Annotated in this window: 23 protein-coding genes; 10 read left to right on the forward strand and 13 right to left on the reverse strand. The window is 42.5% G+C overall.

Translation table 11 applies throughout. The annotated features are described in order from the left end of the window. The first annotated feature begins 44 nt into the window (after nucleotides 1-44). Complete coding sequence (locus tag B9T38_RS07115) at nucleotides 45-833, forward strand: A1S_2505 family phage non-structural protein (RefSeq protein WP_086196125.1); 789 nt, start codon at nucleotides 45-47, stop codon at nucleotides 831-833. A 193-nt stretch (nucleotides 834-1,026) separates the two neighbouring features. Beyond that, nucleotides 1,027-2,484 (forward strand): sensor domain-containing diguanylate cyclase, encoded by a 1,458-nt coding sequence (locus B9T38_RS07120; protein WP_086196126.1) that lies wholly within the window; start codon nucleotides 1,027-1,029, stop codon nucleotides 2,482-2,484. A gap of 77 nt (nucleotides 2,485-2,561) precedes the next feature. On the opposite strand, the gene B9T38_RS07125 is transcribed toward B9T38_RS07120, so the two are convergent. Further along, nucleotides 2,562-2,741: a hypothetical protein gene (locus B9T38_RS07125; protein WP_086196127.1), complete on the reverse strand. Its 180-nt coding sequence runs from the start codon at nucleotides 2,739-2,741 to the stop codon at nucleotides 2,562-2,564. Between the two features lie 432 nt (nucleotides 2,742-3,173). Here B9T38_RS07125 and B9T38_RS07130 point away from each other — a divergent pair, with 432 nt between their 5' ends. The 6 genes from B9T38_RS07130 (at nucleotide 3,174) to B9T38_RS07150 (ending at nucleotide 9,043) form a co-directional block, all read left to right on the forward strand. Then, nucleotides 3,174-4,256: an OmpW/AlkL family protein gene (locus B9T38_RS07130; RefSeq protein WP_086196128.1), complete on the forward strand. Its 1,083-nt coding sequence runs from the start codon at nucleotides 3,174-3,176 to the stop codon at nucleotides 4,254-4,256. A gap of 154 nt (nucleotides 4,257-4,410) precedes the next feature. Then, on the forward strand, nucleotides 4,411-5,625 hold the full coding sequence (locus B9T38_RS07135; RefSeq protein WP_086196129.1) for an MFS transporter: 1,215 nt from the start codon (nucleotides 4,411-4,413) through the stop codon (nucleotides 5,623-5,625). Beyond that, nucleotides 5,618-5,758, forward strand: coding sequence for a hypothetical protein (locus B9T38_RS16755; RefSeq protein ID WP_171263200.1), 141 nt, complete (start codon nucleotides 5,618-5,620; stop codon nucleotides 5,756-5,758). The genes B9T38_RS07135 and B9T38_RS16755 overlap by 8 nt, the downstream gene beginning before the upstream one ends. 188 nt (nucleotides 5,759-5,946) lie before the next feature. Beyond that, nucleotides 5,947-6,909: a TauD/TfdA dioxygenase family protein gene (locus B9T38_RS07140; protein ID WP_086196130.1), complete on the forward strand. Its 963-nt coding sequence runs from the start codon at nucleotides 5,947-5,949 to the stop codon at nucleotides 6,907-6,909. A gap of 402 nt (nucleotides 6,910-7,311) precedes the next feature. Continuing rightward, nucleotides 7,312-8,541, forward strand: a complete 1,230-nt coding sequence (gene chrA, locus B9T38_RS07145) for a chromate efflux transporter (RefSeq protein WP_086196131.1) — start codon at nucleotides 7,312-7,314, stop codon at nucleotides 8,539-8,541. A gap of 172 nt (nucleotides 8,542-8,713) precedes the next feature. Beyond that, the gene (locus tag B9T38_RS07150) at nucleotides 8,714-9,043 is read left to right on the forward strand and encodes a four-helix bundle copper-binding protein (protein WP_086196132.1); all 330 of its coding nucleotides are present in this window, start codon (nucleotides 8,714-8,716) and stop codon (nucleotides 9,041-9,043) included. 159 nt (nucleotides 9,044-9,202) lie between these two features. Here the strand turns inward: B9T38_RS07150 and sthA are convergent, their stop codons facing one another. Continuing rightward, on the reverse strand, nucleotides 9,203-10,618 hold the full coding sequence (sthA, locus tag B9T38_RS07155; RefSeq protein WP_086196133.1) for a Si-specific NAD(P)(+) transhydrogenase: 1,416 nt from the start codon (nucleotides 10,616-10,618) through the stop codon (nucleotides 9,203-9,205). Nucleotides 10,619-10,827: 209 nt separating this feature from the next. On the opposite strand from sthA, the gene lipA reads away from it, so the two are divergent. After that, nucleotides 10,828-11,841 (forward strand): lipoyl synthase, encoded by a 1,014-nt coding sequence (gene lipA, locus B9T38_RS07160; RefSeq protein ID WP_086196134.1) that lies wholly within the window; start codon nucleotides 10,828-10,830, stop codon nucleotides 11,839-11,841. A gap of 143 nt (nucleotides 11,842-11,984) precedes the next feature. Here the strand turns inward: lipA and B9T38_RS07165 are convergent, their stop codons facing one another. The 11 genes from B9T38_RS07165 to B9T38_RS07215 all read right to left on the reverse strand — a co-directional run bounded on the left by B9T38_RS07165 (nucleotide 11,985) and on the right by B9T38_RS07215 (nucleotide 21,268). Beyond that, on the reverse strand, nucleotides 11,985-12,638 hold the full coding sequence (locus B9T38_RS07165) for a MiaE family protein (RefSeq protein WP_086196135.1): 654 nt from the start codon (nucleotides 12,636-12,638) through the stop codon (nucleotides 11,985-11,987). An 18-nt stretch (nucleotides 12,639-12,656) separates the two neighbouring features. Beyond that, nucleotides 12,657-13,382, reverse strand: coding sequence for a pyridoxine 5'-phosphate synthase (gene pdxJ / locus B9T38_RS07170; RefSeq protein ID WP_086196136.1), 726 nt, complete (start codon nucleotides 13,380-13,382; stop codon nucleotides 12,657-12,659). Between the two features lie 25 nt (nucleotides 13,383-13,407). Beyond that, nucleotides 13,408-14,118 (reverse strand): DNA repair protein RecO, encoded by a 711-nt coding sequence (recO, locus tag B9T38_RS07175; protein ID WP_086196137.1) that lies wholly within the window; start codon nucleotides 14,116-14,118, stop codon nucleotides 13,408-13,410. A gap of 12 nt (nucleotides 14,119-14,130) precedes the next feature. Beyond that, nucleotides 14,131-14,322 carry an NF038104 family lipoprotein gene (locus B9T38_RS07180; RefSeq protein ID WP_086196138.1) on the reverse strand — a complete coding sequence of 64 codons (192 nt, stop codon included), beginning with the start codon at nucleotides 14,320-14,322 and terminating at the stop codon, nucleotides 14,131-14,133. 30 nt (nucleotides 14,323-14,352) lie between these two features. Next, nucleotides 14,353-15,381 carry a GTPase Era gene (gene era / locus B9T38_RS07185; RefSeq protein WP_086196139.1) on the reverse strand — a complete coding sequence of 343 codons (1,029 nt, stop codon included), beginning with the start codon at nucleotides 15,379-15,381 and terminating at the stop codon, nucleotides 14,353-14,355. Further along, nucleotides 15,381-16,079: a ribonuclease III gene (gene rnc / locus B9T38_RS07190; protein ID WP_086196140.1), complete on the reverse strand. Its 699-nt coding sequence runs from the start codon at nucleotides 16,077-16,079 to the stop codon at nucleotides 15,381-15,383. The genes era and rnc overlap by 1 nt, the downstream gene beginning before the upstream one ends. Then, nucleotides 16,051-16,425, reverse strand: coding sequence for a DUF4845 domain-containing protein (locus tag B9T38_RS07195; protein ID WP_086196141.1), 375 nt, complete (start codon nucleotides 16,423-16,425; stop codon nucleotides 16,051-16,053). The genes rnc and B9T38_RS07195 overlap by 29 nt, the downstream gene beginning before the upstream one ends. Before the next feature lie 22 nt (nucleotides 16,426-16,447). Next, nucleotides 16,448-17,275: a signal peptidase I gene (gene lepB, locus B9T38_RS07200; RefSeq protein WP_086196142.1), complete on the reverse strand. Its 828-nt coding sequence runs from the start codon at nucleotides 17,273-17,275 to the stop codon at nucleotides 16,448-16,450. Between the two features lie 20 nt (nucleotides 17,276-17,295). Beyond that, nucleotides 17,296-19,113 (reverse strand): translation elongation factor 4, encoded by a 1,818-nt coding sequence (lepA, locus tag B9T38_RS07205; RefSeq protein WP_086196143.1) that lies wholly within the window; start codon nucleotides 19,111-19,113, stop codon nucleotides 17,296-17,298. 173 nt (nucleotides 19,114-19,286) lie between these two features. Beyond that, a complete protein-coding gene (locus B9T38_RS07210; protein WP_086196144.1) occupies nucleotides 19,287-19,748 on the reverse strand; it encodes an acyl-CoA thioesterase in 462 nt (153 codons plus the stop codon). Nucleotides 19,749-19,885: 137 nt separating this feature from the next. Further along, a complete protein-coding gene (locus tag B9T38_RS07215; RefSeq protein WP_086196145.1) occupies nucleotides 19,886-21,268 on the reverse strand; it encodes a Do family serine endopeptidase in 1,383 nt (460 codons plus the stop codon). Between the two features lie 226 nt (nucleotides 21,269-21,494). Here B9T38_RS07215 and nadB point away from each other — a divergent pair, with 226 nt between their 5' ends. After that, nucleotides 21,495-23,138, forward strand: a complete 1,644-nt coding sequence (nadB, locus tag B9T38_RS07220) for an L-aspartate oxidase (protein WP_086196146.1) — start codon at nucleotides 21,495-21,497, stop codon at nucleotides 23,136-23,138. The last annotated feature ends 39 nt before the right edge of the window (nucleotides 23,139-23,177 follow it).

A 23,177-nucleotide genomic window follows, 5' to 3' on the forward strand; every position in this document is an offset into this window, starting at 1 on the left:
TCAATAGCAACATGAGACAAAGCCTCATGATCACAATAAAGCCTATGACTTACCATTACCATGACGAAAGTATTGTCAAAAATCTACCGGAAGATACCGTTTTTGTTTTTGGCAGCAACATGGCAGGAAACCATGCAGGTGGGGCTGCGCGTACTGCCCTGCAATATTTTGGCGCAATGCAAGGCGTAGGACGTGGCTGGTCAGGTCAAAGTTATGCCATTCCCACCATGAACGAGCATTTGCAACAGATGCCCTTGTCGCAAATTCAGCACTATATTGATGATTTCAAGATTTATACCAAAAACCATCCGAAAATGACCTATTTCATTACCTCGGTGGGTTGCGGCATTGCTGGCTATAAAACCGAAGAAATTGCCCCAATGTTTAAGGGTATTTCACATAATGTGATTTTTCCCATTTCTTTCCGCCCTTTTGTAGAAAGAGCCTTACCAAAACTAACCCGTCATTTTCTCAGAACAGTATTTACCGATGAGGTTATTTTCTCCTCCCCAGATGAAGATATTACTGCCTCTTTAGATTTATCAGAAAATGAAAAAAGTGCCGCCCGAATTATTCTCAATACCCAAATGTACCCAACCGACAGTAATGGCCGGGACCGAAATTTTGAAATTTCAGACATTTTGCATGTGTTAAACGGCAAGATTTTTGACTGGCAAGACCATTCAGAAGGTTCAATGATGTTTGGCGGAGTCATCCTGGCTTTGCTTGAACTCTACAATATCAACGAAAAAGACTTTATCGATGTCTGGCAAGGGGAACGTGAAATTTCTGCGCCTAAGCCAGAAAACAAGGCCCGTAGAGCCAGCCGCTAAGCTTTAATCCTATTTCATAAACCCGATCTTGAAAGCCAGTTCCTGAATTGGCTTTTTTATCTACCTAATTTTTTTATTTTGAGACACCCTGCTCATTAAAAATACATATTATTTTACTTATCATATTATTTTAAAATCATTTTTTACATCATATACTTGATACTTAAATTCTAAAAAATAATGAGCGCCTTAAATGGACATGCTGAACTCCCCTTTTTTTGAACTCTCTCCCGTTGCCATGTGGCTGGAAGACTATAGTGAAATCAAAAAACAATTTGATCTTTGGCGTAGTCAGGGCGTGCAAGATCTGTTCAGTTTCCTGCAAGAAGATGAATCGCGTATTCTTGCATGCGCAAAAAAAATTAAATTATTAAAGGTCAATTCTAAAACCCTTGAACTTTATCAGGCCAATGACTTTAAACATCTATCGCAAAACCTGCAATTAGTCTTTAAAGAAGACATGGCAAAAACCCATATCCACGAACTGGTTGCATTGTGGAATGGTGAAACCCGTTTTTCCAATTCTGCGGTAAACTATACCTTGACTGGAAAGCGCCTGGATATCCAGCTCAAAGGCATTGTACTGCCGCAACATGAACAGGATTTATCCCTGGTATTAATTACCACCGAAGACATCACTTCTTACACTGAAGCCTGCCGTAAGGAAGAACGAAGCCGCCATCTGGCAGAGGCACGCTTTACTTATTCTCCAACCTCTCTTTGGATAGAAGATTTCAGCCGTATTAAAATTAAACTGGATCAATTGCGTAAATTAGGCATTGAAGATTTTGCCACCTTTCTGGATGTGCATAGTGAGTTTGTCATTGAATGCATCAAGGAAATTAAAGTCATTGATGTCAATCAAGCCACCCTCGATTTGTTTGGTGCAGCCAGTAAAGAAATTTTATTAAAAAATCTTCATAAAGTTTTTGCTGAGGAAATGGTTCGAACATTCCGGGAACAATTGATTGAACTGTGGAACGGTCATCTGCATCATCAACGTGAAGTAGTCAATTACGCAATTGATGGCAGCATTCGCCATGTACTGCTGCAATTTACCGTATTTCCGGATTATCTGGATGACTGGAGCATTGTACAGGTTGCCCTGACTGATATTACGGCGCGCAAAAAAGCTGAACATTATCTTGAATATTTAGGCAAACACGACGTACTCACCCAACTGTACAACCGTTCTTTTTATGTGGCAGAACTGAACCGGCTTGAACGCAATTTATTACATCCAATTTCGTGTATTTTTATAGATTTAAATGGACTGAAAATACTGAATGATAGCGAGGGACATGATGCAGGTGACGGTGTCTTACGGCGTATAGGCAACATCCTGAACCAGCTGATTCAGCATACGCCCTATTCGGCCTCACGTATTGGCGGAGATGAGTTTGTAGTCCTTTTACCGGGTGCAGATGAAGCTGCCTTACAAAACTGCCTGCAAAGTCTGCAGGAACTTTTGTCGGTGGACAATCAATTTTATGCCAATCAGCCGATCAGCCTGTCTATAGGTCATGCGACAAATTTGCCGCATGAACGGATTGAAGATATGCTGAAGCGTGCTGACCTGGAGATGTATCACCAGAAAAAGAATTACTATCAGAACCATGATAGACGAAACCAACTTTCTGACTCGAATTAAATACCCAAAACACTGGTTTAACGGCAATAAAAAAGCCATGGTCAGACCATGGCTTTTTTATTTTTTATATGAAGAACTTAACGCTTGCCCATGGAACGGCGTGTACCACGTGGTGGCATCCATGTACGATCAGCATAGCGCTGCGGTTTAGGGCGTAAATCTTCTAAGACTTCATCGGAAGAATTCTCATCTGCTTTTTTCATCGAAAAAGGTAAATTAACCAAGGGTTTTTTCTTGGGCGTATTTTGGGTGCTCATATGATTCACTCAAGGATTGCTGCAGCATATTGTACGGAAAAATGCTTCTCAGTGCGAGATAGGATTTTAGCTCATGGTGTAATCACTTGAGTCAATTGCTTTAGTTATGCCAGCGATGATCTATTTTTAACTGCATCGTCATCAGCATTGACCACATCAGCCCCTATATCAACGCTATTAATACATTAAAAATATATAAATATCATCTCAATTCCTACCTGTTATTAACCTACAAAAACTTTATCCATTAGCAAAAACAGCAGCTTACATAAAATTATTTTTCTTCATGTTACTGAAACAAAACAGTTAAATTTTTACATGAATACTACCCAATTAATATTTTTGAGTAACAAAATGATTTTTCTCTAAATATAGAATAAGAAATGTGAACAAAAAAAATGAATAATCGCAAAATGGACATGGAGTCCCTGAATGAAAAAAACGTTATTTTGTATGATGTCATCTCTTGCTGTCCTACCCGCTGTAAGCTATGCCGATTCACATTATTTTAGTTTAAAAGATGGCGATGGCTTTAAACGCTTTTCTGTTTCTGTCGGTGTCCTACATGTCATGCCACAGGGTAAAGCCCAGCCCTTTCAGGTGAATACGGCTGTTAAAAATGGTGAAGTTGCCAAGAATGGCGATATTCAGGTTGATACTGTCCTAAACAACCTGAATCCGGAGGTCAATCAGACTGCACTTGCCACCGTTTTAAGAGGTTTGGGCTTTTTTACCGGAGGTCAGCTTGGAAGCGAACTCAGTGGCAGCTCACAGATTTATGGGTTGGAGCAATGGAATAACCCAGGTACAGGCTTGGAGGCCGATGATGTCACAACACTGGGGATCATGACCAATTACTTCTTTACCGATAACCTTTCCTTTGAAATCAAGGCCGGTATTCCGCCCAAAGTTGACTTACAGGGTAAAGGAAAGATTTATGCACCCTTCTCGGCTGTAGCAACACCGCAAATTGGTAACTTGCCCTTAGAATTCCTCAATATTGATTTGCAAAACAATATCTTTATTACCGATTTAGAAGCTCATGGACCTGCTGCCTCGGCTCGTGCCTGGACACCGGCCTTTGAGTTCCAGTATCACTTTGGTAAAACCGGAGTCAATAAATTCCGCCCTTATGTTGGTTTAGGTTTGATGTATGCTTATTTCAATGAACTGGAAATCAATCCGCGTACAGAACAGGACTTGATTGCAGCTGGTCATATGATTGCCAACATCAAACAAGGCAATGCCGGAGCTTCACTGGAAGGCAAACCGAGTAAAGCCAATCCTCAAGTCAACCTTGAAGCAACGGATGTTATTGCCCCAATTGCAACTGTCGGTTTTACCTATGATTTTAATGAGCGCTGGTTCGCAGTGGGTTCCGTATCTTATGCCCACATGAAAAATGAAACCACGATTACAGTAGCTGATGAACAATTAGGTAGATTAATTACCTCCAAAGCAGATATTGAAGTCAACCCGATACTTGCTTATGCGGGGATCGGTATGCGTTTCTAAGTTTTTAATAATCCAAAGACGGCTTCGTGTCGTCTTTTTAGTCTTTATAAAACTTTCTATAACTTAATTTTATCTTTTGTTGAAATTTAATTTAATCGCCTCGTCCTTTATAATCGAATAACATAGCCACAACACAACTCCGCATGGATGAAATATGTCAGACACCCGTTTTTCCAAACCTCTGATTTACATGTTAATTGGAAGTGCCGTTATTCTGGCTTTATCCTTGGGTGTCCGTCATGCATTTGGTTTATATCTTGTTCCCATGAGCCATGAGTTTGGCTGGGGACATAATGTCTTTAGTCTTGCCATTGCCATGCAAAACCTGATTTGGGGTGCAGTACAACCCATTACCGGAGTTTTTGCCGATAAATATGGCAGTAAAATTGTGGTCGCTGTGGGGGGAGTCCTCTATACTCTTGGCCTGTTGCTGATGGCGGTCAGCTCAAGTGGCTTGCTGCTGAATTTAAGCGTCGGTTTAATTTTAGGTCTGGCACTTTCTGCGACCTCTTTTCCCATATTACTTTCTGCTGTGGGGCGTGCCGCACATCCTGAAAAACGCAGTCTGGCGATGGGTATTGCCAGTGCAGCAGGCTCTTTTGGCCAATTTATCATGCTGCCATCGACCCTGCTGCTTTTACAAAGTGTCGGTTGGTCAGCTGCATTGATGGTCAGTGCCATTTTAATTGCTTTCATTATTCCATTGGCGTGGACTTTAAAAGCACCTGCTTATACTCCTCCGAATGCATTAGCTACTATCAATAAACCTGCGTTGAGTATCAAAGAAATTCTGAGGATTGCCAAAAATCACAAACCGTTCTGGTTCCTGTCTTTAGGCTTTTTTGTCTGCGGTTTTCAGGTGGTCTTTATTGGTATTCATTTACCTGGTTACCTGATTGATCATGGTTTTGATGCCACTACAGGCACAGTGTTCCTGGCCCTGATCGGTTTATTTAATATTGTTGGTACGTATACCGCAGGCTGGCTGGGTGGAAAATACTCCAAACCTCATTTGCTGATGAGTTTATATGGCCTGCGTGGTATTGCCATTATTGGCTTTTTATTGCTGCCTTTGAGTACCTGGACAATTTACAGCTTTGGCATCATTATGGGCTTATTGTGGTTGTCTACGGTTCCCCTCACCAATGGTATTGTGGCGAACATGTTTGGCATAAAATATCTGTCCATGCTCAGTGGCATCGTGTTCTTTACCCATCAGGTCGGCTCATTCTTTGGCGGATGGCTGGGAGGTGTCAATCATGATATGACTGGCAACTACAATATGATCTGGATGTTTTCTATCCTGTTAAGTGTATTTGGGGTTCTGGTTCATTTCTTTGTCAATGAGGAGCATGTGGTTCATGACTGATTCTATTTCTATGCTTGGACTCAAAATTTTGATTACCGCAGCAATTGGCCTGTTGTTGGGGATTGCGATTATGCTTTGGGTCAAAACACCACAACTGTTTGAGTATTTCAATCAGGCCTTTTGCGCGCATTAATGCTGAAATATCAGCAGTGAAAACAGCAAAAAAACCGCTTTCTTTTGCTGTTTATATTAAAAGTTTAACAATCATAGATTTAAGAATTTTTCACTAGGATTTCATAAGCTTAGAAAATATTTTGATTTTATCTTTTGTTCTGGATTGCTTAGATTTTACTTCAACGTAAAAAACATCAGAGCAAAACAATGACGGCACTTACCCAACTTTCTCAGGCAATACATGATGCACCGCGCTGGCATCAGCCAGAACAATTTCAAAACCCGCAAAATATTACTATTGTGCCCTTAGAGGGTGAAGCTTTAGGGGCTGTGGTTTTTGGCCTAGATGCACGTAAAGCCCAAGCAGGTGAAACCATTTACCATCTAAAACAAGCACTGGCCGAACATCTGATTTTAATTTTCAAAAACCAGCGCTTGGACGATTTACAGTATTTGGCCTTTGCCAGCTATTTTGGTTCCATTTTCCGCCCAAGTGCAGATAATCCGGTACTTGCCACCCAAACAGATACCGGTACACCACCCGATGTCGTGCCCGTTTCCAATGCTGTGGGACAGGGAGACTACACGGGCTATGGTGAACTTTCGCCGCATGCCGATCACCAATGGACACCACAACCGTCTTTTGGTTCATTGCTTTATGCCATTGAATTACCAAAAGACGGCGGGCAAACATCCTGGTTTAACACCATCCAGGCTTATGATGCTTTAGATGAAGCAACCAAACAGCATATCGATCAATTACAACTGATTACCTATAACCCCTTTGTCCGTCGACAACACATTAAAGACAATGACAATAATGGTTATGGCAGCAGTCCCTTATACCGTTTTAAAGATCAGCCAATTATTGGTCATGCCTATCCTCACCCACTGGTGCGTACCCATCCTGAGAGTGGTCGTAAAGCGCTCTGGTTAAATACCCATTCCGAGGTGGAACTGGTCAATTATGATGATCAGGCTGGCAGTGAATTGATTGCTTCATTGCGCGAACATCTGTTAAAACCTGAATTCCGCTATGAACATCAATGGCAACAGGGCGATATTGTATTTTGGGATAATCAGGTCACCCTGCATTCACGCAAACCTTTTCCTAGTGAGCAGCGCCGTTTGCTAAAACGTATCAGTCTGGCAGGTGGTCGGCCTTATTAAGGGATTCATCCATCTGAAATAATAACAATAAACAATAGCTGAAAAATTACTCCACAGCATCATGACCTCATCTACATTTACGAATAGGCAAAATCGTAAATAAAATAAAAAATGCGTCATGATGCTGCAATTTTTTATTATCCCCCTTACCTTACGATAGGCTCCCTCTGCTTATCAGTAACTAGCGTGCGATACATCACATCGGGGATCATTTTCAATGATGGTCATCTTGTTTAAATATTTACGAGTTAAATTAAAAAATAAAAGCCCATCAAAAGTAATTACTTGGGATGGGCTTTTTCATATTTGCAATATGTATTGCAGGAAAACCATACAACAAGGTCAATCCGACCTGTTAATCTTGCTCGGGCTAAAACTCAAATATTTTTGGATCATTTCATCATGTCATCCCCTGTTCCCACGCTGTCAAATTTCAGCTTGTTTAAAATATTCCTCAGATTAGGCTGTACGGCATTTGGCGGTCCAGCAGCCCATCTGGTGTTTTTTTATCGGCGTTTTGTGCAACAGCTTGGTTATCTGGATGAGCATCAATATGCCCACCTGCTGGCCTTGGCACAAATTTTACCTGGACCTAGCAGTAGCCAGCTGGGTCTTGCGATTGGCTATCAGCTAAAAGGTTATCGGGGTGCACTGCTGGCATGGCTGGGTTTTACTTTACCTTCTGCCCTGCTGATGACCCTTGCGGCACTGCTGGGCATTCAATTTTCTGATTATTTTTCTGTCGAATTTTTCCATGTGATTCAACTTATTGTATTTAGCGTGGTGGCATGGGCATTCTGGCAAATGTTACGTAGCTTTTGTAAAGAGCAATGGCAGTATGTATTAATGCTGCTGTCGGGCTTATTTGTCTATCTAGTTCCTATCAGTATCAATCAGGTTTTGGTGATTCTTTTTGGTGCTTTGGCAGGACTGATTTATCTGCATTATTTTCCGCAAAAAAATACCCCTAAAGCTGTTACAGGCATCTCAATCACAGCTAAAAAACCTTTCGCTTATCGCTGGCTGATTTTATTTGCCTTGCCTTTTGTACTGGTTCCAGCGCTACAATATTTCTTTCCCAGTATTTGGCTAGACAGTTTTACCAGTTTATACCGCACGGCTTCTTTAGTCTTTGGTGGGGGACATATTATTTTGCCATTTTTACAGCAGGACTTTGTTGCATCCGGTTTGGTTTCCCAGCAACATTTTGACCTGGGCTATGCCATTGCCCAGCTGATGCCAGGCCCATTATTCAGTTTTGCCAGCTATCTGGGTGCTTTATTGCCTTTAAGTTCATCGGCAGTACTGAATGCCGCCTTTGCAACTGCAGTGATTTTCTTGCCTTCTTTTTTCCTCATTTTCGGCACTTTACCTTACTGGTCGCGTTTAATGCAGTTTCCAGGTTTATTTCAAGCTTTGGCAGGCATTAATGCTGCTGTGGTGGGCCTGTTATTATGTCTGGTGGTGCAGATGGGTCAAAAATATGTACTGTCTGGCTTAGATATTGTTTTTATTATCGCTGTCATTGCATTGCTTAGGAGCAAAATTCCAGTCTGGCTGACCTTAATCAGCAGTTTCTTTAGCTATTACGGACTATTATGGTTATTGGATTATCATGGCTTTTTCTCATAGCCTATAGAATCCAGTGATCCACTCTCTATTTACCCAGTTTTTTTATCATGCAGCATTCGCTTACTTAAAGCGAACACTGTTTACTTTTAATCACTCAATCTCTCTATTTTCTTAGTCTATTTCTAATTAGCTTATTCAGATATCAATTTAAATTATTAATCAGGAAAACAGAATGAATACTGTCAGCTTTTCAGACTGTGTCCAAATGTCTATGACCTGTTCTTTGACCTGTACCACCTGTGCAGCTGCTTGTCTGGATGAAAATGACATAGAGATGATGCGTGAATGCATTAAACGCTGTCTGGACTGTGCAGATATGTGCAACTTATGCGCTCGATCTGAACAAAGAACCTCTGCCTTTATGCAGGAAATCTGTCAGCTCTGTGCTCAAATGTGCGATTACTGCGCCAAAGAATGCAGTAAACATGAAGCTGAACATTGCCAGCGATGTGCCGAAACCTGCCAGCAATGTGCGGCAGAATGCCGTAAAATGACAGCCTAAATCCAAGCAAGTGATAAGCAAAATAGGAACACTTGATCTGCGGGTTTTCGCTAAGCGCTATTCTCACTCTCATGCCCTGATGAGATATTTTGTCCTACAAAATAAACAAAAACCCGCAAGCCTTCACTTACGGGTTTCGCATCTAAAATTCAGAAAATCTTAGAATAAACGGTTCATACCATTCAAGGTTGCTACACGGTACGCTTCCGCCATGGTCGGATAGTTAAAGGTAGTTTCAACAAAATACTTAATGGTATTGTTCGGGCTATTCATCACAGCCTGACCAATATGGATAATCTCGGCAGCGTTATTACCAAAGCAATGCACACCTAACACTTCTAAGGTGTCACGGTGGAATAGAATTTTCAATTCACCTACGGTGTCACCGGTAATCTGTGCACGTGCCAGATGACGGAAAGATGCCTGGCCAACTTCGTAAGGAATTTTTTCTTCGGTCAATTGCTGTTCAGTCTTACCAATCGAAGAAATTTCCGGAATGGTATAAATACCTGTCGGAATATCCGTTACCGGTTTAACGTTCTCTTCACCGCTCATGTTTGAACCAGCGCAACGCCCCTGGTCATAAGCAGCAGAAGCCAGTGATGGCCAACCAATCACGTCACCGGCAGCATAGATATTTTCCACTTCAGTCTGGTACTGATCATTCACTGTAAGCTGACCACGACTGTTTGGGGTAATGCCTACATTTTCGAGACCTAAACCATCAGTATTCCCCGAACGGCCGTTACACCACAAAATGGCATCGGCTTTAATTTTCTTGCCGCTTTGCAAATGCAACACCACATGATCATCAAATGTCTCAAGATGATCAATTTGTTCATTATGACGAATCAATACACCCTGTTCACGTAAACGGTAAGATAAGGCATCAGAAATTTCATCGTCCAGGTAGCTGAGCAATTTAGGCTGGGTGTTAATCAAATCAACTTTATGGTCCAGACCAATGAAAATGGATGCATATTCACAACCAATAACGCCGGCACCATAAATAATAATTTTTTGAATTGAATAATCCAGATCCAGAATTTTGTCTGAATCAAATACACGTGGATGATTGAAATCAAGCGCCGCCGGACGGTATGGACGTGAACCTGTCGCAATGACTAATTGCTGGAAAACGATCGTTTCTGTTATGCCTTCAGGGCTAAAGATCAATACGGTATTTTTATCCTGGATATAGGCACGACCATGATAAATATCAATCTTGTTACGGTCATAAAAACGGGAGTGTGTTTCAACCTGTTGCTGAATCACTTTATGGGCATTACGCAGCACCTGTTTCATGGTGAACTGTTTCCATTCGCCCACTTTCTGGAACATCGGGTCACGCTGGTAACGCAAAATGCTCGATACAGTTTGACGTAATGCTTTACTTGGAATGGTACCTACGTGTGTACAGTTACCACCTAATTGTTCACGCATATCAACAATTGCAACACGCTTGCCTGATTTAGCAAGTTTCATTGCCGCGCCTTCACCCGCAGGGCCTGAGCCGAGAACTACCGCATCGTATTTAACGAAAGTTCCACTAACGACCTCTTTTTTACGTGGCATTCAACGCTCCTATCTTCAATATTGGTCTATCTTGGCTATATTATGACGTAAATACTCGCAATTTTCTGTATTTACCTCACATATATTAAGTGATGACTACATTTATTAAATGAATATCCTTTTTACCCCATTTAGATTGAAGTCCGTTATAATGAGAGACCTAATATATCTAGTATCTCCCCCGTCAAAAAACAGTGGAAAAGTTGAATATGTCTGAAAACCGTAAACCTGAACAGGGTGTCAAACTTCGTGGCGCAGAGAAAGTCGCTCGTATTCCTGTAAAAGTTGTACCTACGGTTGAAACGCCACGCAAGCCGGACTGGATCCGGGTAAAAATGGCGGCTCCTGAAGAAGTTCAACGTATTAAAACCACGCTGCGTGAGCAAAAATTACATACGGTGTGTGAAGAAGCCGCTTGCCCGAACCTGCCAGAATGTTTTGGTGGCGGTACCGCAACCTTTATGATTATGGGTGATATCTGTACCCGTCGCTGTCCTTTCTGCGACGTGGCACATGGCCGTCCAAATGCCCTTGATCCGGATGAGCCACGCCATATGGCCGAAACCATTGCCAATCTGGGTTTAAAATATGCGGTTATTACTTCGGTTGACCGTGATGACCTTCGAGATGGCGGTGCACAGCATTTCGTGGACTGCATTAAAGAAGCCCGCAATTTAAGCCCGAATACCTTATTAGAAATTCTGGTACCGGATTTCCGTGGTCGTATGGACATCGCGCTTCGCATCATGACCGAGTGCCCACCGGACGTATTCAACCACAATATTGAAACCGTGCCGCGCCTGTATAAAGCGATGCGTCCAGGTTCAGATTATCAGCATTCTTTAAACCTGCTGAAAATGTTTAAGGAATACTGCCCGGATGTTCCAACCAAATGTGGCTTGATGGTTGGTATTGGTGAAACTGAAGAAGAAGTGATTGCATTGCTGGATGACTTAAAAGCACACGATGTCGATTACGTGACTATTGGTCAGTATTTACAGCCTTCTAAAGAGCATGCACCGATTGACCGTTTCGTGACTCCAGAAGAATTTGAACGCTATACCGCACACGGTCAGAAACTTGGATTCAAGAATATCTGGGCAGCGCCGATGGTTCGTTCAAGTTACTTTGCCGACCGTCAGTATTATGGTGAACCGGTTCCTTCGGTACGTCGCAAAACTGATCCTGCGAAAAAAATTGCAGTTCAGACCATTGAAGCTTAATTAAAACCAAGCTTAAAAACCGTCTGATGAATGCCAATCTAAGACCTCTAGATTGGCATTATTATTTTAAAGTTCCAAAAGCATCAGCCATAAAAAATCCCCTATTTAAATAGGGGATTTTTTTAATGAAATAAATAAGAAGCTTAAGCAGCCTGATTTGGGACACCACTATGGAAACGGAAAGTATCATCTTCCGAGAGGATTAAATTCTTTTCTACTTCACGGATATGCTCGATGCGCCCCTGAATGTCTTCTTCCGGGTCTTTCATTTTAGATGTTTTGGCAACATCTAAGGCCAATGCCAGATAATCTTCATAATGGCGTGATTCAGATTTAAGCAGGTAGCGATAATAGCGTCCTAACTCTTCATCAACCAGTGGCGCAAGTGCATAAAAACGCTCACAGGAACGTGCTTCCACAAAGGCACCAATAATCAGCACGTCAATCAATGCTTCAGGCTCGTAGGTACGAATTTCCTTGCGCAATATGCCTGCATAACGCCCTGCACTCACGGCTTTCCATTCTTGTCCACGTTTGGACATAAATTCCAGCACCTGCTCATAATGCAGCATTTCTTCGCGTACCAGTTGTGCCAGCTTGACCTGCAAATCGGTAAAAAAGCTGTAGCGGAACATCAGGTTCATGGCTGTGCCAGCAGCTTTTTTTTCACAATTGGCATGATCCTGCATGAGTAACTCCAGGTTATTCACGGCTTCATCTAGCCAAGCTTTTGGTGTTTCACATCCCAGGAAGCCAATCACAGGTTTCATGAGATCATCATAATGGGTTGTCGACATAACTTTTAAACTTAAATCTTAACGTGCTGCTTTAATCACAGCTTTCATTTGTTGAACAGCTTGGGCCAAACCGACAAATACTGCATCGGCAATAATGGAATGACCAATATTGAGCTCATGAATGTGTGGAATTGCAGCAATTGGGGTGACATTTTCCAGGTTCAGACCATGCCCGGCATTCACAATTAAACCTTTAGATGCAGCATATTCCGCACCTTTAACAATACGCTCAAGTTCATGCTGCTGTGCTTCTGAAGTTTCAGCATCGGCATAAGCACCTGTGTGTAACTCGATGGTAGGTGCACCGCAAGCCACAGCTGCATCAATTTGGGCAAAGTCAGCATCAATAAATAAAGACACTTCACAACCAATAGCAGACAAGGCCTGAGTCGCGGCTTTAACATCTTCAAAATGACCCACCACATCCAGACCGCCTTCAGTGGTCACTTCCTGACGCTTTTCTGGAACGAAGCACACATGATGCGGCTTGATTTCCTTGGCGAATTCCACCATTTCAGCCGTCACGGCCATTTCCAGATTCATATGCGTTTTCAGCACAGGACGCATACGACGTACATCATCATCCTGAATATGGCGACGGTCTTCACGTAAATGCAGGGTGATACCCTCTGCACCGGCCTGTTCGCAAATTAAAGCAGCATTTACCGGATCTGGATAAGCGGTTCCGCGCGCCTGTCGCAAAGTCGCCACATGGTCAATATTTACACCAAGTAATGCAGCCATAACAATTACCTAACTATGTTTAAAATTAAGATTGAGATTGAGTGTTTTGAATCCACAATTGACGGCTTTTCAGCGGTCGGTCGCCCAAAAGCGCGGTGATGATCTGCCGATACAGCTTAGTCAACAATTGTAACTGCTCATGATTGAAATCCCTACCCTTTTCATAATCACACATCGAAAGAATCTGCTGTCCAGATAAAGTCGAACGTGACTGTTGTACTGTCGGAATAAAACCATCATTGAGCTGAAACAGATAAGATTGTGATTCCTGAATTTTATGTTGCTGTACATCCACTGTAAAATCAAGTGCATAGCCCAGTTCTTCTAAAAGTGCATGCTCGAACTGACGTAAGATTTGTCTTAAAAAAAGATCAGGTTTTTCCTGTTGTGCCATTTTTTGCAATTGCTGCAAGGTCTGATGGTATTGCACAAAGGTTTGTGGCATTTCCTCTTCAACCAGGCACAAGCGCAGGATAATTTCATTCAGATAAAAACCGGAAAAGAAGGCATCGCCAAAAAAGAAAATCGGCTGATTGACAATTTCCAGTTTGGTAAAATTTTTCAGCTCAGATTTACCCGAAGCTTGCAGGCAAATCGGTTGATATTGTGGCGGTGGAGTTTGCCTTAAAATTCCATCCACACGACCATGCTCCTGAGTAAACAGATGCACAATATGACTGCGCTCACGGTATTTACGATGATGGATTAAATAACCATGCAAGGTTTCATTGCGCATACAGGCTTAAGTCTAATCCTTTTTCTTTTCAGAATCAGATTCTTCATCATCCCCATCTGGAATGACGGCACCCACCACAGCTGCCGTACCTTTAACCACGCCTTTAGTGGTTTTATAGGCCACTTTGACCGGAACCGTAACAATCTTGTAAATACAGCCTTGCAGGAACAATATACATGCCACAACAGTCAGTACTTTCATCATTACAGCTCCTTTCAAAGTAAAACCTAGATTTTAGATATCACTATAACCCAAGCTTTTTAATGCACGCTCATCATCAGACCAGCCACCTTTAACTTTCACCCAAAGGGTCAGCATGATTTTCTGTTCGAACATTTTTTCCATATCGGCACGCGCATCCATACCAATTTTTTTCAGCTTAGAACCTTTTTCACCAATTACGATGGCCTTTTGACCAGGACGATCAACAAAAATGGTGGCATCAATATAGGTACACGCCGCTTTTGGACGACCTGTTTTCGCATTAATGGTCGCTTCTTCAGTCTTGAAAGATTCAATTTGCACGGTCAAATCATATGGCAGTTCTTCACCCAATTGACGCATGATTTTTTCACGAATCACTTCCGAAGCAAGGAAACGTTCTGAACGGTCGGTGATTTGATCCAGTGAATAGAGTGGCGGCTGGAATGGCAAATACTTTTCGATGGTATTACGTAAATGTTCCAGATTGGCACCACGTAAAGCGGATACAGGTACGATTTCGGCAAAGTTCATCAGCTTGGCACGTTCCTGGATCAAGGGTAAGGCCTGATTCTTGTTTTCAAAAGTATCCAGCTTGTTGATGACCAGGATCACCGGCATTTCTGCATTTTGCAGTTTTTCCAGCACCAGTTCATCGTTTTGCGTCCACTTTTGCGCGTCAACCACAAACAGCACCAGATTGACATCACGAAGTGCAGAATGAGCGGCACGGTTCATCATTTTATTGATGGCACGTACTTCTTTTTTATGCATCCCCGGCGTATCCACAAAGACTGCCTGAGATTTTTCTCGGGTATCAATCCCCACAATCTTGTGGCGCGTAGTTTGTGGTTTACGTGAAGTGATTGAAAGCTTTTGACCCAGCAAATGGTTCATCAAGGTAGATTTACCCACATTCGGGCGTCCTACAATCGCAACAAAGCCACTTTTAAAGTCCGAAGGAATCGTCGTTCCTTGTGAACTGAAGAATTGATTAATTAAATCGTTACCGCCGTCTTGCGGTTCGTGATCAGCATCGATGTGATCGGAATGAGTAGTCATTAAGACTTTTGCTCCAATTGTTTTAAGATATCTGCCGCAACTGCCTGTTCAGCAAAGCGACGACTTGAACCCTCACCACACAATACAGGCAAGCCTTCAATCGTACATTCCACCTTGAAATGCTGATTCGGAGCATCGCCTTGAATATCTACAACGTCATAAACAGGGAGAGGTTTTTTACGTGCCTGTAAATATTCCTGTAAGCGTGATTTAGGATCTTTCAGCTGGTCTGTAGGTTCGATATGGTCTAAATATGGCGTGTACCATTTTAGCACGATGTCTTGCAAGACATTTAAGTCGTGACAATCGACATAAATTGCACCAATAATCGCTTCCACAGTATCAGCAAGAATAGATTCGCGATGATGTCCACCCGATTTCAACTCACCCGTGCTGAGAATTAAACACGAACCGAGTTTCAAATCGTTTGCAATTTTGCCTAATGCTTCCTGACGAACCAGTGTGGCACGCATACGCGTTAAACGCCCTTCATTTTCATGCGGATAGGCTTGATACAAATAATGGGCAATGATCATCCCCAACAATGAATCGCCTAAAAACTCCAGACGTTCATAGTTAGTTTTATGACTAACCGATCGGTGGGTCAGTGCAAGCTGCAATAATTCAGGTTGTTTAAACTGATAACCGATACGGTTGACTAAGCGCATATCACTTAGTTTGGACTGACCTTTGATCAAAACTTTTCTCGAACTTTAACACTAAATCTATATTGAGTAAGAACGGCTTTCTTATCTCATACTCTTTTTTCACTTGCAGTCCATCAATATTGGTCACCTGAGCAATTTCATCAAATTTAAGATCACGAACATTGTTCATCTCTAAACGTTGACTCATCTGAGTTGCAAACTTTGAAGGATCAGTATCGGCAGGGCTACTTTGCAGCAACTCTGTAATCTGGCTATCTACAACCCGATCATCCCAGTACGGTGCCCAAACAGCGATGGCAATTTTTGCTAAGAAAGCAAAGCCAATGATTGCAATTAAAATTGCAATATAAGATGCCCCTTGTTGATTTTTACGCATTTGTTATTTTTTCCAATCATGCTTAATCAATTACACCGTTGCGCTTAAACGACGGTAATTTAAATCCAGGTTCTTTATGCATCCAGATATAAAATGCACGACCTGTTAGATTCTGTTCTGGAACGAAGCCCCAAAAACGGCTGTCAGCACTCTGATCACGATTATCCCCCATCGCGAAGTAGTGACCTTCAGGTACTTTCACTTCCCAATATAAACCATTTTCAGATGAATATTTACCATTTTCAACATAGTTGATAAAGGGTGCTTGACGGGCCACATTTACACCTTCAAGCTCACGCATTTTAAAGGTATGCTTGCCTAATGTTTCATGATGGTAAATTGAAGTTGGTGTATCGAGAATATCTTTTTCGCGGCTAAATTCCACTGGAACTTTCGCCACTTTTTGTCCATTGATAGTGAGTTGACCATGGTCATAAACAATATGATCTCCCGGTAAACCTACTACACGTTTGATATAACTGATAGTCGGTTGTGGCGGGTAACGAAACACAATCACATCACCACGTTCCGGTTCACCCACGTCAATGACTTTGGTATTGACAATCGGTAGACGCACACCATAGTTAAACTTGTTGACCAGAATATAATCACCCGTTTCCAAGGTCGGAACCATAGAATCGGATGGAATGTTAAATGGCTCATACAGAAATGAACGCAGCACCAGAACAACGGCCAGTACTGGCCAGAAGTCATATGCCCATGTGATGATGAAATTTTCATTCCCCTTACCCAGTTTTTGTCTTTGTTTGAAAACAAACTTATCGAGTAGCCACACCAAGAAAAAAATCAGCGTGACGGGAACGAGAATTAAATTAAAATCAAAATCCATGAGCTATATGACCTCTATTATTATCTTTCTACTTTCAACACAGCAAGGAACGCTTCTTGCGGGATTTCAACACTACCCACCTGCTTCATACGCTTCTTACCTTCTTTCTGTTTAGAAAGAAGTTTTTTCTTACGTGATACGTCACCACCATAACATTTGGCCAATACGTTCTTACGCATCGCTTTTACAGTTGAACGGGCAATAATTTGCGCACCGATGGCAGCCTGAATCGCCACATCAAACATTTGACGCGGAATCAGGTCTTTCATTTTTTCAACCAGGGCTATACCACGGTGACGTGCATCCTGACGGTGACAGATCATGGCCAAGGCATCAACTTTATCGCCATTAATAAGCACGTCAACCTTCACCAGCGATGAGCTTTCAAAACGGATAAAGTTGTAGTCTAAAGATGCGAAACCGCGCGAACATGATTTCAATTTATCAAAGAAATCCATGACCACTTCGGCCATTGGAATTTCAAAGGTAATTGAAACCTGGTTAGCCATAAACTTCATGTCTTTTTGTACACCACGGCGTTCCACGCACAAAGTCATCACGTTACCCAAGTATTCTTGTGGTACAAGAATATGACATTCTGCAATCGGTTCACGCAAATCTTCTACCGTTGAACCGTCTGGCATTTTTGATGGACTGTCGATATAGATCGTTTCACCATTCTTCATCACGGCTTCGTAAATTACGGTTGGCGCAGAAGAAATGAGGTCAAGATCGTACTCACGCTCTAGACGTTCCTGTACGATTTCCATGTGTAACATGCCGAGGAAGCCACAGCGGAAACCAAAACCCAGGGCATCTGAACTTTCAGGTTCAAAGAATAATGCCGAGTCATTGATTTGCAGTTTATGAAGTGCTTCACGGAACGGTTCAAAATCGCTTGAATCAATCGGGAATAAACCCGCATACACCTGAGGTTTAACCTTTTTGAAACCAGGTAAAGTTGCAACATCAGGCGTAGTCGCAAGGGTAATGGTATCACCGACAGGCGCACCAAAAATATCTTTAATCCCTGCAATGATAAAGCCAACTTCACCCGCTTCAAGCATGCCTGTTTCAGTATGTTTAGGATTGAAGATACCGACCGAGGTAATGATGTGCGATTGGCCTGTTGATTTAATCAACATTTTATCACCCTTACGCACACGCCCCTGTTTGATACGCACCAAAGACACCACGCCCAGGTAGTTATCAAACCATGAGTCAATAATCAAAGCTTGCAATGGTGCTTCACGATCACCTGTAGGCGCAGGAATAACATTGACTAGCGTTTCAAGCACCCCTTCAATGCCGAGACCTGTTTTCGCTGAACAGGTAGGTGCATCAGTTGCTTCAATCCCGATGATGTCTTCAATTTCTTGGATCACACGCTCAGGTTCAGCTTGCGGCAAATCAATTTTGTTGAGTACTGGTAAAACTTCGAGTCCCTGTTCAATCGCAGTATAGCAGTTTGCTACAGACTGGGCTTCAACCCCTTGCGCAGCATCAACAACCAGAAGCGCACCTTCACATGCTGCAAGTGAACGTGATACTTCGTATGAAAAGTCCACGTGTCCTGGAGTGTCAATAAAGTTTAATTGGTATTCTTGACCGTTCGGATGAGTATAGTACAACGTCACTGATGCTGCTTTAATGGTAATACCGCGCTCACGTTCCAATTCCATAGAATCCAGAACCTGAGCCTGCATTTCGCGATCTTGCAAACCTCCACAGGTTTGAATAAAGCGATCTGCCAGTGTCGATTTACCATGATCGATATGCGCAATAATCGAGAAGTTACGAATGTTTTTAATATCAACAGATTTTTTAGCTTGCGCCATGGGCTACCTTGAGAAAAAAACACGCCATGCAACCAATAGTTAATGCATGGCAAAAGCTGAATAGAAATTGCGTAGGATTATAACAGATGGATTTTTCAATGTATCCTAAATAATGAGTTCGTTTTTCGCTTTGACAGTTATTTTCAAAATAAAACCGGATTGTAGTCATGTACTCAATTTGAAGCCATCGCATCATACTGACTAAAATCCAGCGGATTCACCTGTTCCGATATCGGCTGGTAGGCTTGGCTAAAAGTGGGAGACATGCGTTTTGGCCGACCTGTGGCAATTTCCACACAGGCCCATTTGGTATTCCCCATAAATAAAACGCTTTGGTCTTGGGGACGATAAAACACATATTGCCGGAAAGAATACAAGGCATTGATATCATCCAGCCAAGTACGCAAGATAATCTTTTCGCCTTCAAATGCCGCTTTACGGTATTGCACATGGTGCTCTACCGCAACCATGGCATGCTTCAGTTCCATGTATTCATTCAGCCCCAAACCCAAGGCATCAATATGTGCAGTAGCGACATCCTGCATCCAGTGCATATACACTACGTTATTTACGTGTCCCAGACTGTCAATATCTTTTGCTTGAACGGTGATTTCCAAATCAAAAACTGTGCTCATCTATTTTACTGATCCTTACACTATGCAAAAAATGACCTTCAAGGCTACACAGTCTACGTAATTTTGCATTGCAGTAGAATTGCAAAATATAAAAAACCACTCATCTATAGAGTGGTTTCTCATTTGATGGATTATTGCTATTCAATACGCATGCCTAAAATTGCGCGCTGATCTTGACGAATAATAGAAACACGTGCAATTGAACCTTTTTTCAGTTCGGATACTGTCTTAATAAAGTCATTACTATTTAAAATGGTTTTATTATTGATTTGAGTAATGATATCACCTACAGCGATACGGGATTGTGATGCGATCCCTCCCCGTTTGACTTCTTGAATCAGAATACCGCCTTTAAGATTCAGTTGGGATTGTTCACTGGCAGTCAAATTACGAATCGTCACCCCCAAAACAGGACCTTTATTTTGTGCTGCCTGTTCCACTGGTGCCGGTGTGTCGTCCGGTGCAGTGGTCAATATTGCCGAGATATTACGAGTCTTATCATCCCGCAAAACTTGCAATTGAATGTTTTGATTCGGTGAAGTCCGGTTTAAATAGTTGAGCAAATCAGAAGTTCTGGAAATAGGCAAGCCATTATATTTCAGGATCACATCACCCGCCTTAAAGCCAGCTCTGGCTGCAGGGGAATTGGGAGCGACCTGGGTCACCAATGAACCTTCAGGCTTGGACAGGTTATAAGATTCAGCAAGGTTACGGTCGATATCTTGCAACATCACTCCCAAATATGAACGGGTGACCTTACCATTCTTTTTCAGCTGCTCTGCCACATCCATCGCCACATCAATCGGAATGGAAAATGACAGGCCCATATATCCGCCAGTACCGCTGAAGATACGCGAGTTTACCCCAACCACTTCACCATTCTGGTTAAACAAGGGACCGCCTGAGTTACCCGGATTTAATGCCACATCGGTTTGAATAAAGGGCACCGAGGTTTCCCCCATCATGTTACGCATTTTCGCACTGACAATACCAGCAGATGCAGAATAGTCAAAACCGAAAGGTGAACCAATGGCCAGTACCGGCTCACCGACTTTCAGCCGGTCTACATTGCCTGTACGCAGTTCAGGGAAATTGGAACCATTGACTTTCAGTAGCGCCACATCGGTACGCGCATCACTTCCAACTATGGTGGCATCAATCTCACGACGGTCATTAAACATAATGGTCACTTTAGATGCATCTTCAACCACATGATGATTGGTTAACAGATAACCATCCTTGCTGATAAAAAATGCGCTGCCGTAAGCTGTTTTCTCTTGCTGAGCCTGTTGCTGTGGAACAATCACCTGGTTGCCAAAAAAGCGTTTCAAAATTTCAGGAATTTGCTGTTGGATCAGCTCTTCCTGAGTCATTTTTTTAACGACACTGACACTCACTACAGCAGGGCTGACCTGTTCAACCAAATTGGAAAAGTCTACCGAAGAAGCTGCTTGTGTTTGCATCGCTGCCATGGTGAATACAGCAGCATACATTCCTTTTTTTATATAGCGATTGTTCATATAAAGCATTCACTCCATTCATTATAAGTATGCGTAAACAGTATTTAGCATAAAACATGTCTGTCTTGGGTAATAATATGTTTGATTATATTTGTATAAACAACAGCTTAAATCTTTCTTAAAAGTTTGTTGCTTTATTACTTTTTCTCATCATACATTAGCATATTAGCTCTTGTTTTTTGATGAAAAAAGGGGTGTTATTAGCAAACTTTTTTCAAATTAGCTGATGAACATGTCTAATTTAAATACAACACATCATTTTGACGTGATCATTGTAGGCAGTGGTGGTGCAGGTTTAAGCCTGGCTTTATCATTACCAGATCATTTCAATATTGCTGTTTTGGCCAAATCGGCACTCACCGAAGCCAGTACTTTTTATGCACAAGGTGGTGTCGCGGCGGTTTTAGATGAAACTGACTCAATTGAACAGCATATTGATGACACCATGATTGCAGGTGCACATTTATGTGAGCGTGAAGCGGTCAAGCAGACCGTAGAAGGCGGAAAACCTTCGGTCGACTTTCTGCTAAAACATGGCGTGCAATTTACCTTAGATGAACAGGAACAATTGCATTTAACCCGTGAAGGCGGTCACTCCCAACGCCGTATCATCCATGCTGCAGATGCGACAGGTCGCGCCATTTCAACCACTTTGGTGCAACGTGCCCGTGAAAAGCAAAACATCACTATTTTTGAAAATTATATTGCCATTGATTTAATTACTTCAAAAAAACTCGGCCTGAAAGATCAAGAAAATCGTGCGTTGGGTTTATACGCGCTCGATGAAAAGACTGAAAAAGTCCATACCTTCTTGGCACCCTCTACCGCCTTGGCGTGTGGTGGGGCAATGAAAGCCTATCTGTATACCTCTAATCCCGATATTGCGACTGGTGATGGTATCGCCATGGCCTATCGTGCCGGTTGCCGGGTTGCCAATATGGAGTTTAACCAGTTCCATCCAACCTGCCTGTATCATCCTCAAGCACGCTCCTTTTTAATTACCGAAGCCATGCGTGGTGAAGGGGCTTATTTACGCTTGCCTGATGGTGAACGTTTTATGCTGCGTTTTGACGAACGCGCTGAACTGGCACCGCGTGATATTGTGGCACGTGCCATTGACTATGAAATTAAACGTTTGGGTATCCGTCATGTCTGGCTGGATATCACCCATAAACCAGCCGAGTTTGTGAAAGAACATTTCCCTACCCTGTATGCCCGTTTACTAGAACTTGGCATTGACATTACCAAAGACATGATTCCTGTGGTTCCTGCGGCGCACTATACCTGTGGCGGTGTGGTGGTCGATGAAAACAGCCAGACCGACCTTCAAGGTTTATACGCCATTGGTGAAACCTCTTATACTGGCTTACACGGTGCTAACCGGATGGCAAGTAACTCACTTTTAGAATGTTTTGTCTACGGCATGAGTGCAGCCAAACATATAGAAAGCCTGTTCAATCCAGATTATGTTTCTCCTGATGCGCCAAGCTGGGATGATTCCCAAGTGATGAATCCGGATGAAAATGTCGTTATTCTGCAAAACTGGGATGAACTGCGTCAGACCATGTGGAACTATGTCGGGATTGTCCGGACCACTAAACGTCTGCAACGTGCCTTACATCGTATCGAAATGTTGAAGCGTGAAATCACTGAATATTATCAGGATTACCATGTCAGCAAAAACCTGATTGAACTGCGTAACCTGGTACTGGTTTCAGAGATGATTGTGCGCTGTGCCATGGCACGCAAGGAATCACGCGGTTTGCATTACACTCTGGATTATCCGGAGCTTGGGCGTGAATTGCGTAAAACGGTACTGACTCCACCCAACTTCCAGGTGGAAACTCCGTTGGTCAATGTAGATGCTTAAACCCGTGTAGCCTAAATAAAAAAGCCGGACATCTTTGTT

The organism is Acinetobacter sp. ANC 4218 (assembly GCF_002135245.1).
GTDB lineage: Bacteria > Pseudomonadota > Gammaproteobacteria > Pseudomonadales > Moraxellaceae > Acinetobacter.

Coding starts and splice junctions, on each gene's coding strand:
- B9T38_RS07115 (WP_086196125.1), top strand. CDS start 45: ATGACTTACCATTACCATGACGAAAGTATTGTCAAAAATCTACCGGAA.
- B9T38_RS07120 (WP_086196126.1), top strand. CDS start 1,027: ATGGACATGCTGAACTCCCCTTTTTTTGAACTCTCTCCCGTTGCCATG.
- B9T38_RS07125 (WP_086196127.1), bottom strand. CDS start 2,741: ATGAGCACCCAAAATACGCCCAAGAAAAAACCCTTGGTTAATTTACCT.
- B9T38_RS07130 (WP_086196128.1), top strand. CDS start 3,174: ATGAAAAAAACGTTATTTTGTATGATGTCATCTCTTGCTGTCCTACCC.
- B9T38_RS07135 (WP_086196129.1), top strand. CDS start 4,411: ATGTCAGACACCCGTTTTTCCAAACCTCTGATTTACATGTTAATTGGA.
- B9T38_RS16755 (WP_171263200.1), top strand. CDS start 5,618: ATGACTGATTCTATTTCTATGCTTGGACTCAAAATTTTGATTACCGCA.
- B9T38_RS07140 (WP_086196130.1), top strand. CDS start 5,947: ATGACGGCACTTACCCAACTTTCTCAGGCAATACATGATGCACCGCGC.
- chrA (WP_086196131.1), top strand. CDS start 7,312: ATGTCATCCCCTGTTCCCACGCTGTCAAATTTCAGCTTGTTTAAAATA.
- B9T38_RS07150 (WP_086196132.1), top strand. CDS start 8,714: ATGAATACTGTCAGCTTTTCAGACTGTGTCCAAATGTCTATGACCTGT.
- sthA (WP_086196133.1), bottom strand. CDS start 10,618: ATGCCACGTAAAAAAGAGGTCGTTAGTGGAACTTTCGTTAAATACGAT.
- lipA (WP_086196134.1), top strand. CDS start 10,828: ATGTCTGAAAACCGTAAACCTGAACAGGGTGTCAAACTTCGTGGCGCA.
- B9T38_RS07165 (WP_086196135.1), bottom strand. CDS start 12,638: ATGTCGACAACCCATTATGATGATCTCATGAAACCTGTGATTGGCTTC.
- pdxJ (WP_086196136.1), bottom strand. CDS start 13,382: ATGGCTGCATTACTTGGTGTAAATATTGACCATGTGGCGACTTTGCGA.
- recO (WP_086196137.1), bottom strand. CDS start 14,118: ATGCGCAATGAAACCTTGCATGGTTATTTAATCCATCATCGTAAATAC.
- B9T38_RS07180 (WP_086196138.1), bottom strand. CDS start 14,322: ATGATGAAAGTACTGACTGTTGTGGCATGTATATTGTTCCTGCAAGGC.
- era (WP_086196139.1), bottom strand. CDS start 15,381: ATGACTACTCATTCCGATCACATCGATGCTGATCACGAACCGCAAGAC.
- B9T38_RS07195 (WP_086196141.1), bottom strand. CDS start 16,425: ATGCGTAAAAATCAACAAGGGGCATCTTATATTGCAATTTTAATTGCA.
- lepB (WP_086196142.1), bottom strand. CDS start 17,275: ATGGATTTTGATTTTAATTTAATTCTCGTTCCCGTCACGCTGATTTTT.
- lepA (WP_086196143.1), bottom strand. CDS start 19,113: ATGGCGCAAGCTAAAAAATCTGTTGATATTAAAAACATTCGTAACTTC.
- B9T38_RS07210 (WP_086196144.1), bottom strand. CDS start 19,748: ATGAGCACAGTTTTTGATTTGGAAATCACCGTTCAAGCAAAAGATATT.
- B9T38_RS07215 (WP_086196145.1), bottom strand. CDS start 21,268: ATGAACAATCGCTATATAAAAAAAGGAATGTATGCTGCTGTATTCACC.
- nadB (WP_086196146.1), top strand. CDS start 21,495: ATGAACATGTCTAATTTAAATACAACACATCATTTTGACGTGATCATT.